General features: G+C 32.1%; 11 protein-coding genes. All 11 read left to right on the top strand.

Features of this window, described 5'->3' with window-relative positions; translation table 11 throughout:
• Nucleotides 1-50 precede the first annotated feature (50 nt).
• The 11 genes from BW932_RS10750 to BW932_RS10695 all read left to right on the top strand — a co-directional run bounded on the left by BW932_RS10750 (nucleotide 51) and on the right by BW932_RS10695 (nucleotide 9,497).
• The gene (locus BW932_RS10750) at nucleotides 51-584 is read left to right on the top strand and encodes a hypothetical protein (protein ID WP_076387508.1); all 534 of its coding nucleotides are present in this window, start codon (nucleotides 51-53) and stop codon (nucleotides 582-584) included.
• 3 nt (nucleotides 585-587) lie between these two features.
• Nucleotides 588-1,052: a helix-turn-helix transcriptional regulator gene (locus BW932_RS10745; protein ID WP_076387507.1), complete on the top strand. Its 465-nt coding sequence runs from the start codon at nucleotides 588-590 to the stop codon at nucleotides 1,050-1,052.
• Nucleotides 1,052-1,486 carry a hypothetical protein gene (locus BW932_RS10740; protein WP_076387506.1) on the top strand — a complete coding sequence of 145 codons (435 nt, stop codon included), beginning with the start codon at nucleotides 1,052-1,054 and terminating at the stop codon, nucleotides 1,484-1,486. Before BW932_RS10745 ends, BW932_RS10740 begins: the two co-directional genes overlap by 1 nt.
• A 49-nt stretch (nucleotides 1,487-1,535) precedes the next feature.
• Complete coding sequence (locus tag BW932_RS10735) at nucleotides 1,536-3,227, top strand: hypothetical protein (protein ID WP_076387505.1); 1,692 nt, start codon at nucleotides 1,536-1,538, stop codon at nucleotides 3,225-3,227.
• 1,199 nt (nucleotides 3,228-4,426) lie between these two features.
• Nucleotides 4,427-4,714, top strand: coding sequence for a DUF6876 family protein (locus BW932_RS10730; protein ID WP_076387504.1), 288 nt, complete (start codon nucleotides 4,427-4,429; stop codon nucleotides 4,712-4,714).
• A gap of 67 nt (nucleotides 4,715-4,781) precedes the next feature.
• Nucleotides 4,782-5,075 carry a hypothetical protein gene (locus BW932_RS10725; RefSeq protein ID WP_076387503.1) on the top strand — a complete coding sequence of 98 codons (294 nt, stop codon included), beginning with the start codon at nucleotides 4,782-4,784 and terminating at the stop codon, nucleotides 5,073-5,075.
• 125 nt (nucleotides 5,076-5,200) lie between these two features.
• Entirely contained in the window at nucleotides 5,201-5,710 is a 510-nt protein-coding gene (locus tag BW932_RS10720) for a hypothetical protein (RefSeq protein WP_076387502.1), read from the top strand.
• A 174-nt stretch (nucleotides 5,711-5,884) separates the two neighbouring features.
• Complete coding sequence (locus BW932_RS10715; protein ID WP_143745552.1) at nucleotides 5,885-6,466, top strand: hypothetical protein; 582 nt, start codon at nucleotides 5,885-5,887, stop codon at nucleotides 6,464-6,466.
• Nucleotides 6,467-6,727: 261 nt separating this feature from the next.
• Nucleotides 6,728-7,486: a ParA family protein gene (locus BW932_RS10710; protein WP_076387500.1), complete on the top strand. Its 759-nt coding sequence runs from the start codon at nucleotides 6,728-6,730 to the stop codon at nucleotides 7,484-7,486.
• A complete protein-coding gene (locus BW932_RS10705; RefSeq protein ID WP_076387499.1) occupies nucleotides 7,483-8,040 on the top strand; it encodes a hypothetical protein in 558 nt (185 codons plus the stop codon). The genes BW932_RS10710 and BW932_RS10705 overlap by 4 nt, the downstream gene beginning before the upstream one ends.
• 326 nt (nucleotides 8,041-8,366) lie before the next feature.
• Complete coding sequence (locus BW932_RS10695; RefSeq protein ID WP_076387497.1) at nucleotides 8,367-9,497, top strand: hypothetical protein; 1,131 nt, start codon at nucleotides 8,367-8,369, stop codon at nucleotides 9,495-9,497.
• The last annotated feature ends 25 nt before the right edge of the window (nucleotides 9,498-9,522 follow it).

The raw sequence follows: 9,522 nt of genomic DNA, 5'->3' as shown, positions 1-9,522 counted from the left end.
TAAAAAAATAGTGATAAATAATGTTAAAATAAACCTATAGGTTGATTATTATGAAAATAGTTGATATATTTGCACCCTACTTATTCGCATTTTGGTTTGATGGTAAACCAAATGATGAATATAATTTAGCAATGAACAACTGGCTGGATACCGAGTATTTAAAAGAGTTTCATGAAAAATATTATGATGGCTTTATCAGGAATAATGATTTCTTTCCTCAAAAAGACCTCCTTGGGTTTTCCTCTTTCATTATCAGGAATGCAAATGTTTTCGACAATAAACTGGTTACTGCAGCCGATGATGGTAATATTTCAGAACACTTCGAGATATTATCCAAAGGAAAGGACTTGTATGAAATCCTTCCTAAAAGAAAATCTAAACAACAAATCCTTCGTTTTTATGGCATACAATTAGAATCAGTGATCATAATAGCGGGTAGTGCAATTAAAGTTACACATGAAATGAGAGATCATCCGTTAACAGATAAACAGTTACTAAAAATAAATGCACTGCAGGACTTTTTAAGGGACAATTCAATAACCGACGAAGAAACATTCTTTGATTACCTATCAGAACAAGACTAAAAAATGACAAGCAAAGAAAAATACTTAAGCAAACTCGCGAACAGAGAATCTGTCGCTGTAACAGAAGCGAGAGAAAGAATCAAAAATCGTGAATGGCTGCAGGAGTCTCAAAATTTAGCATTGCGAATCTTGATGCGTTTGGATAAACTGGGTATGAAGCAGAAAGACTTGGCGAAAGAACTTGGTGTTTCAGCACAATATGTAAATAAGCTTCTAAAAGGAAAAGAAAAATTTAGTTGGGATAATATTATTGCTATTCAAAGAATTTTGAATATGCCAATTCTTTCAGGTTATCAACCAACATTAGTATTGATGTCCAAACCATATTCTGGTAAAGGAGAAATTGTAAGTCCGGCAAATCCTGTCAATTCTTCTGAAAAAGAAGTCGATGTAAAAATGGGAAAACTCGTTTCATTATTTGGTAACGATAAACAGTATGAAACCTATCAACCAGCATTAAGTCAATAATGGATAATAAATTAACTGTCAAATTTCAATTGTTGGAAATTGAAACAGCTGAGTTTGCAATAATTGATTCAGTAGGAATTAATCCTAAAAAGATCAAATTTACTACTGGGTTACAGTTTGGTATTTCTGATGCTAACTCTGAAATCATGTGTAATGTAATTATTGAATTCTTTTCAGACGAACAAAAATTACTATTGAAATTAAGAACTGAAAACAAGTTTAAAGTAATGCCGGAAGACTGGGAAGCTTTTAAAAACGATGACGGCCTTACTATTCCGAAAGGTTTTTTGGCTCATATTGCAATGATATCGGTGGGTTCCTCCAGAGGCATATTACATTGCAAAACAGAAAATACCCCTTTCAATCTCTTTGTCTTACCGCTCATAGATGTTACTTCGATGATAGCGGAGGACGAGAATTTTCAACTGGATTAGTTCAATGATTATGATGAGCTGTAATTTATAATTTTACTAAAAGGTGAGGGTGGAACTAAGATTAGAATTCGATCATTTATTTGGTAACGAAAAGAAGGAGGAGGTAATTTTTTACCTGAAAAAGTTGTCAAAGAAAACGAACGAAGAAATAATAGGTTTCCTAACTACTCCAAATCTTCCTGATTATCATAATTTTTTTTCGAACCCTGCTATTCAGCTTGATATAAATAGACGAATTGCTCAGTACCTCTTTGGAAATAAAATAGAAGGCAATGTAAAATTAGTATCGAGGGAAGGTTCTTTGCAATTAGCCGAAACGATCCTGGTCAATAAGATTGAATTAATTGAAAATAATCAAAATCCTGAAGATCGGGATTCTGAAGAGCTGAATTTATTTAAAGCAATCCTTATTATCAACGGCAATATTAACAGGAATGTCAATCTAACTCTTGACACAACCGAAGATAATATTGAAAAAATTGCAGAAGTTTTTGTCGCCCTGAAATTTTCTTCTGCTGATCTGGGCCTTTATGAAGATGTTAGTTTTGAGTTGTTAAAGTTGGCCTTTGCCACATCTTACCGGTTTCAAAGTTTAATTGCTTTCTTATCTTCAAAAGAAGAACTGAGGTACTTGCTGGATGATTTTTGTATCTATTTCAAGCAGGATAATAGTGCAGCATTACAGAAACAGGTTGATTATTTAATAGTTCAGATCTTGCGTTTTAGAGAAAATAATTCGTATAAATATAAAGTTGAAGACGAAGAGGCAGCTAAATTCCTTGATTCACTTTGTGGTGATGAAATTATTACTGAAGCCGATTTTTTACGGTTACGGAATCACCCTTTATACAAAATTGACGACTTTACATACGCTATAATTGATCCCTTTTTTGTACTTGATAAGTTTACAAAGAGTCTAAAATTCAGTTTAAAAGAAAGTTATAACAGACAGAACAATTACAAGGATTCCGATGGAAGATTTTTTAGCTGGTTTAATAAAGAATTTTCAGAGGAGTTTTTGATGAAAAATTTGCTGGATAATATATTTTATAAGAAGTATTTTATTAAGGCTAATACTAATGTAGGTGAAGAAAGTAAACCTGATTATTATGTTCGTTATGACAAGAACATATTTCTTTTTGAGTACAAAGACGTGTTGATAAGAAAAGAAACTAAAGTATCCGGTAATATTGAATTAATACTTGGGGTATTAAAGAAAAAGTTTCTGTTTGATCCAGCAGACCATCGCGCAGTAGGTATAGGTCAACTGATTAATCATATTAAGGCAATCGCGGCAGATAATTTTCCCTTCGATGATAAAATCAATCTAGAAAAAAATAATAATGTCTACCCTATTCTATTGCTGTCTGACCGTCTTTTAGAAATTCCGGGAATAAATTATATCCTTAATAAATGGTTTCGTGAAAACCTTGATCAAGGTGGGAGTAAATTAAAGGTGAAAAATCTTTGTGTTTTAGATATCGATACATTAATATTCTTAGAACAGTATCTAAAAAGGAAAGACGGTAATTTCAGGAATCTTTTAGATGAACATGTCGCAAAAATGGATAAAAAAGCAAAAGGATACGGAGATACATTGCAGAAATTTCAAGTTAATATTATCAAGCAACTTTCAAAGCAACTTTCACCATTCACAGGAAGGATTTCAAAAGATTATTTTGATCCGAAAAATTTTGTAGCACGATTTGAATACTTGGTAAATAATAATACAAATTCTTAATCCCCGCTCTGCCGCAGCAAGTAACATAATGACAATTATACGCACGTGCCAACGGCTACAAAGTTGCCCTCCATTTCGCTGCGCTACATTACGGGCATCCCAGCACCATAGTGCCTATAATTGGAAATTATGCTAAATGCTTTCCTTTTGGTCGGGCGAAGCCCGCACAAGCCACCGCCTTCCAGCCGCCAGGTCAGTTATAATTTAGAAGTTTATTTCCCCAATCCACCGCGCTACCCGGAAAGTACGGTTCCAAAACCCCAAAGCGCCTGCAGTCCATAATCTGCTTTTTTCAGCGGAAAGTCTAGTGGCAGCTTATGCACTTCGGCACTGCGCACAGCAGTATTCCGGGCAACAAAAAAATGCGCATGCCATCGCTTTCCCTTTCCCCGCTGGCAGCACCATCACGCATTTTTTTTCATTGCCCTCCATACCGCTGTTTTTCCATCACCTTTAGTAATTGTTTATCGTAAGACTCCTGCCAACGCTTTCCAATGTTCCTCCAGCCCATAGCCGGCATCGGTCCCTGAGCCTGTCGAAGGGTTGCCGTCTATACGCTGAGCATGCCCTTACGCCCTCGAAGCGTCATCGCGCACAGCCGTATGTCAGCACAGCAATATTTGTTTTTTGAATTTTAGCTCTGGTATGCTGTCATACCGCTGTCTTTTCCATTTCTGTCCACCGCTTTAAAAGTATATTTTCGAAAGGTATTATTCATTGAGGAACAATTTTCTATTTGACCCTGATCGAAGATCCGTTACAATAATTCCCCATGTATTGGGAATCATTAAACTGCTTTTTCCCTCCTCCTATTTCTGGTGTTTTTCTGTATGCAAAATTAAAAATGGAAGTATTCCTAAAAAATGAATTTCGGAATCCATCAATATTTGCTCTTCGATTAATTTAAATATTGACGAACCCACCTACCCTTCCAGGCAAATTCATTTCGGGCTGCCACGTCGTTTCAGTTCTAGAAATTGTTCGCATTTTTTTAATCATTAAGCAAAGAAAAAGACACCGCCATTATACGAATAAAGATAAAAGCGCATCGTTCATTTATATTTTTTAAAAACCTCAAATTTCCTTAATCCATGGTAGATAGGTATGATAAAAGAAAAAACATCTTCATTAGCAAATAAATAACGAATTAAATAAATGGATTAATAACGAAAGCACTAATTAACTAAATAATTATCGTCATGAAAAATCTTTTTGTCACCACTACCCTAAATCATTACTTACAAGCAAAAAACGCATTTACAATTGTTAACCAAATCATAAAACTACAAAATAACCAGCAAGTCTTCAATGAAGAATTTCAAGTTTGGAAAATTACAAAGATTGATGAAATTACATTTTCGATGGAACGTCAAGATGGAAATCTGAATACAATTTTATTGCATTACTTTCAGTCGGCTTCAATCAAAATCTTTGAACTTACAGTTTGGTTGGAGAATACAACATTATATTTTCCCAATGAGCGTTAATACTATTAATTAAATAACGTAATCAATAAACACATAAATATATAAATAACTAAACAAATAATTAAATATGGATTGTACAATATATAAAGCGGTGGGACAAGACTTGAAAAATTATATGGCTTTACAGCGTGGTTATCTGGGCTACCATAAAAAAACAAAAACCCCATTGATTATTTATTCTATTGAACGATTTCGAGGAAGGTTTGATTACCGATGCAAAATACTCCAAATTGAAGGAAAAGAACAAAATCTTTGTGATGTTATTTATTCGGAAAATGAAGTAGATCTTACTCCTATTAAACGTCAAGATTTTATCGACTACCATAATAAGATACAAGGGGAACAGCTTACGTTATTTTAACGAAAAAACTAAATATAGTATTATTGTAAAAACTAAACAATTATAAAACTAATTAAATAAAGAACTAAAAGAATACAATATAATCGTATAAAAATCAGTTATTTTTTAATATCAAATTTATTATTATGAAAACATTTGAAGTATTTACAGAAAAGAAAAGAACAGAAAACGCTATTTTAATATCAGCATTTGTGGATGAAGTTGGTAAGGAGGAAACTTTCTTTGTTCCGCTATCTAAGTTGGAAATTCAGGGCGAAAAATTGTTGATTGACAATGATTTTTGGAACAGTAAACTAATGGAGATCAAAGATCCAGCACCACAAAAAATGATTACAATGCTTTCAGCATTGTATGACAAAGGGGAGAAGTCTACTAAAGTAGCAGTTAAAGCCAGGTTGAAAAGTTTTGACAAAGTAAATGATATTTGGCTTTTCTTACCCAACAGTAAGATTGCAACGGTGGAGGATATAACCGAAGTGGAAGATGAGCCACAATTTAAAATTACTTTACCCGAATGGGTTTATAATAGCGCTTTAAAAAGTGCTTTAGAATACCAATTGACTAATTTCTGGAATAAAGATATTGCAGAGCATCAAAAATATACTGTAGAGGATTTTACAATAATTGAAAATTAGAACTGCCAAAAAAATGGAGATAAAATCATCTTCATTTTTTATAATAAATAAATAACTAAATCAATAAAAAAAGTAATGAATACTTAACTAAAATGTTTATATTTACAGACCCGAATGACAATTTAATTGGCTATTTCCTGTTATAGAAGACTTGTTCACACATTATAATTAATCATGAAAACAATAATAAATTTAGTATTTCTCACTTTGGCTATGAGTTCTTGTAGCAGAAATGATGATCCAACTGGAACAATAGTGCCTGAAAAGACTTCTTACAATTTTATTTATGACAATTCCTATAAGGTAAATGAAATAGTCTTATATAAAGGTCCTTTAGGAGTGAAAGAAACTCCACCAGAAAGTATTATTCCAAATTATTGGAGTTCCTATTCTGAACCTCCGTATAGTAAAATTGAACTTAACCTAAAAAATAAATCCCTTCAGTTTCATTTAGGAAAAAACCCTATCAATTATCAAGTAGAATTATCTAATGACTCTATTTATATTTCTGCCGATAAAGTTTTTGTTGGGATTTTAGATAAAAAAAATGAAAAACTTGCGTTGTATAAATCATTTTATTACATAATAAAAGAATTAGATGATTCAAGTGTTTTTACTAAAAAAACTACTGAATTAGGAATAACAAAATATAAAGATATTTTTGGAAATAATACTTTTGAAAGCCCATCTGCAATGACCAAAAAAAATGATGAAGTTTTTTGGGCTAATTTATCTTTTATCTATAAAAATAATTAATGACTTTTTTTGACATTTCCTTTCCTCAAATTGAGAAATGTATTGTCAAAGATTTTACAATACTGGAAGATTAGAACAACAAAAAATGAAGATATAATCGTCTTCATTTATTTTAATAAATAAATAACTAAATGAGTAAAAAAAGTAATGAGTACTTAACTAAAATTATTATATTTACAGGATTGAATGATAATTTGGTGGGATTTGATCTTTCTACTATCGGGAGTTTACCCACGAATTGCATTATAATTAATACTTTAAATGAAAACAAAAGTTATATCCGTTTTAACACAGAAAGGTGGAGTAGGGAAGACGACAACCACCATACACTTAGCGGCCAGTTTTGCAAAAAAAGGGAGTAAGGTCTTGGTGATTGACTTTGACAGCCAGAAAAATCTTTCTTTGGGCTACAAGCTTGATGAAGATTTTCCCTACACTGTGGTAGATTTTTTGGAACAAAAAGAAGGCTTGGAGTTTACTCAAAAAAGTGAACATAATAACGTTTATGTTTTGGCAGGATCTGAAAAATTGGAAAGTTATAAAATAGATCGTTATGCTTTAAAAGAAAGTATAAAACTTTTAGAAGATTATTTTGATTATATCTTGATCGATTGCCCACCGAAACCACTCAATGACGAGCTAAGTTTAGGAGAGGTTGCTGTTTGTGCCTCAGACTATGTTTTAAGTCCAATTAAGGATGATGAATATTCGCTGGCAGGAATTACTTCATTAATTCCATCACTGCTAAATTTAAAAGCCAAACATAATTTAGATTTTGAGTATTTAGGATTTTTCTTTAATTCAGTTTTAGTTAATTCGAGCGATTTTCGTTCCTATTATAATGACTTTTTATCCAATGAATTCACGAAAGATTATTTACTGAAAACTTTTGTTCGCCAAGATGTAAATATTAAAAAAGCAATTAAAGAGGGTAAAACCATATTTCAGATCGACAGTAAAAGTAGAGCAAGTAAGGATTTTAAAGATCTGGTTAAAGAACTAAAAAAGAAGATGATATGAAAGATAAAGTTTTGACCAATTTTGGTAAAAAAAAGGAGAGTAGTAGCCAATCTTTGAAACTTCAAAATGTATTTCAAAAAATGCAGGCCGAACCTGTAGAAAAACAAGTTGAAGTAGTTCAAGAAATAATTTCAGTGCCTGTTAAGCCGTCAAAGACAAAAGAGAAATCTTTTAATTTTTCTTTTGTTTCGGAAGCCGAGAACATTAATTATATCCGGAGATTAGAATTTGAGAAACGAAGACAAGGTTCTGAATTTTCTTATTTTACATCTTCCGACGTAGTAAAGGAAGGAATAGCATTACTAAGAAAGAAAGGCCCGAAATTAAAAAATCGTCCTGCAGGTATGATTCCGACTCGTCGCGGAAGGGTGTCAAATGGAACCGAATTGAAAGAAAAAGTAACAACATCATTCAGTTTGATTGAAAATGAAGTTGATTATATATATGATTACATTTATACCAAAAGTGGAGACATTTTGGGAAGTTTCACCAAAGAATCTTTTATGAATGATATGATTAAAGAGTTGAAAAATAAATATGGAGAGTTAGAATAAAAAAGGACCCCTGATAAATCAGGCATCCTTAAACATATTTCTATGTTTTTTCCTAAGTCAAAGATACGAAAATTTATGAAAACAACCGAAAGTCAAGGTTTTTTCTGTGTAGTATATTTTACAGATACAAAAAAGACCGCCTATTACCATAAGGTGTACACCCCCGCAAAACTTGCCAATACTCTTGAGAACTGGTTATGGATCAAAGTTTTTATAGATAAGAGTACTTATTACGCAAATACTAAAACAACAGATTATCATTGTATTTTTGACAAAAACAATCCCGTAACTGACTTTTCCTTCCGACCATTTTTAAAATCATCTTCATGAAAGCGAAAAACAATAAGAACAGCGTAACCAAAACACTGGATTCGTATGAAGCGCAATTAGTAACGCTTTATCCAAATGAATTAATAGATTTTTTAGGTGGAGTAGAACCACTTAAGAAAATTAATATTTTCGGTCACCGTATTATTTATGTAATGATGGAAATGATGAAGTCTGCGCAGGTTCATAAAATTAGTATCGATGAAACCAAAGAGATTATTTCAAACGATATGGTTTACAAGGACGGTAGAATTACATCTTTGGAAGATATTAAAGCAGATCAGATTGAAAAAAGGAGAATATTAGAATCAGGAAAAAAACTGGCAGTAATAGAAGAAAGTTTTTTTGCAGACAATTTCAGTATGCTTCAAATGATTATTCCTACACAAGCTCTCAATGATAATGGTAACATAAAAGTTAAAGATAACAGTGTGTTTCATGAACAGTTAAAAATTCTAAAAACTTTAGGAAACCATACGGTTAAATCTAACACAGGAGAGGAGTTTTTAATAACAAATTTTATTGAAACCCCGATCTTCAATAAAGGACAAAATTATATTCGTTTCTATATTTCTAAAGCTACTTCCCGAATGTTACTTAATAATATTGATGGATATTCAAAAGTGTATAGAAGCATTTTATTCTCGACTCCTTCAACGATGCCTTTGAATATATACCTTTATCTAAAGAAAAAGTTTGGGAAAATGAATGGGGGTAATATAAAAATTTCAAAATTCGTAGAAGACTTATCTCTTGCGAGTCACTATCTGAAAAAATCGAAGTTAACTATATTTTTGAATGGCATTCAGAAAAAATTAAATGAGATTGGAAATATATCTTTCGGATATAAGATTACCGAGGATACTTTAACTTTTTCTCTTTATGAAACTAAAAATACGGTTTTTGTTGAATACCCTTCAGCTGATGATTACCGTGCAAAGAACGCTTTGAAATATATAAAGAAATCGAGAAAGCTGAATGAAAAGCAGCTTGTTTACATAGTAGCAAAGTTTAAAGAACAGGGTTATGAGAAGATGAGTGAAGTGACACGAAGTCGTCTAGACAAAGAGATTACGGGTAATGACTATCTAAAATGGTTTGTTGATAAATGTAATGAATTACAGTTGTAATAAGACTATTTACCCCCACTCAATT

This window comes from Kaistella chaponensis (genome assembly GCF_900156725.1).
Lineage (GTDB): Bacteria > Bacteroidota > Bacteroidia > Flavobacteriales > Weeksellaceae > Kaistella > Kaistella chaponensis.
The sequence above is the reverse complement of the archived record's forward strand: the minus strand, read 5'-3'. Positions and strand labels throughout refer to the sequence as shown.

Coding starts and splice junctions, on each gene's coding strand:
- BW932_RS10710 (WP_076387500.1), top strand. CDS start 6,728: ATGAAAACAAAAGTTATATCCGTTTTAACACAGAAAGGTGGAGTAGGG.
- BW932_RS10695 (WP_076387497.1), top strand. CDS start 8,367: ATGAAAGCGAAAAACAATAAGAACAGCGTAACCAAAACACTGGATTCG.
- BW932_RS10750 (WP_076387508.1), top strand. CDS start 51: ATGAAAATAGTTGATATATTTGCACCCTACTTATTCGCATTTTGGTTT.
- BW932_RS10745 (WP_076387507.1), top strand. CDS start 588: ATGACAAGCAAAGAAAAATACTTAAGCAAACTCGCGAACAGAGAATCT.
- BW932_RS10705 (WP_076387499.1), top strand. CDS start 7,483: ATGAAAGATAAAGTTTTGACCAATTTTGGTAAAAAAAAGGAGAGTAGT.
- BW932_RS10715 (WP_143745552.1), top strand. CDS start 5,885: ATGAAAACAATAATAAATTTAGTATTTCTCACTTTGGCTATGAGTTCT.
- BW932_RS10725 (WP_076387503.1), top strand. CDS start 4,782: ATGGATTGTACAATATATAAAGCGGTGGGACAAGACTTGAAAAATTAT.
- BW932_RS10730 (WP_076387504.1), top strand. CDS start 4,427: ATGAAAAATCTTTTTGTCACCACTACCCTAAATCATTACTTACAAGCA.
- BW932_RS10720 (WP_076387502.1), top strand. CDS start 5,201: ATGAAAACATTTGAAGTATTTACAGAAAAGAAAAGAACAGAAAACGCT.
- BW932_RS10740 (WP_076387506.1), top strand. CDS start 1,052: ATGGATAATAAATTAACTGTCAAATTTCAATTGTTGGAAATTGAAACA.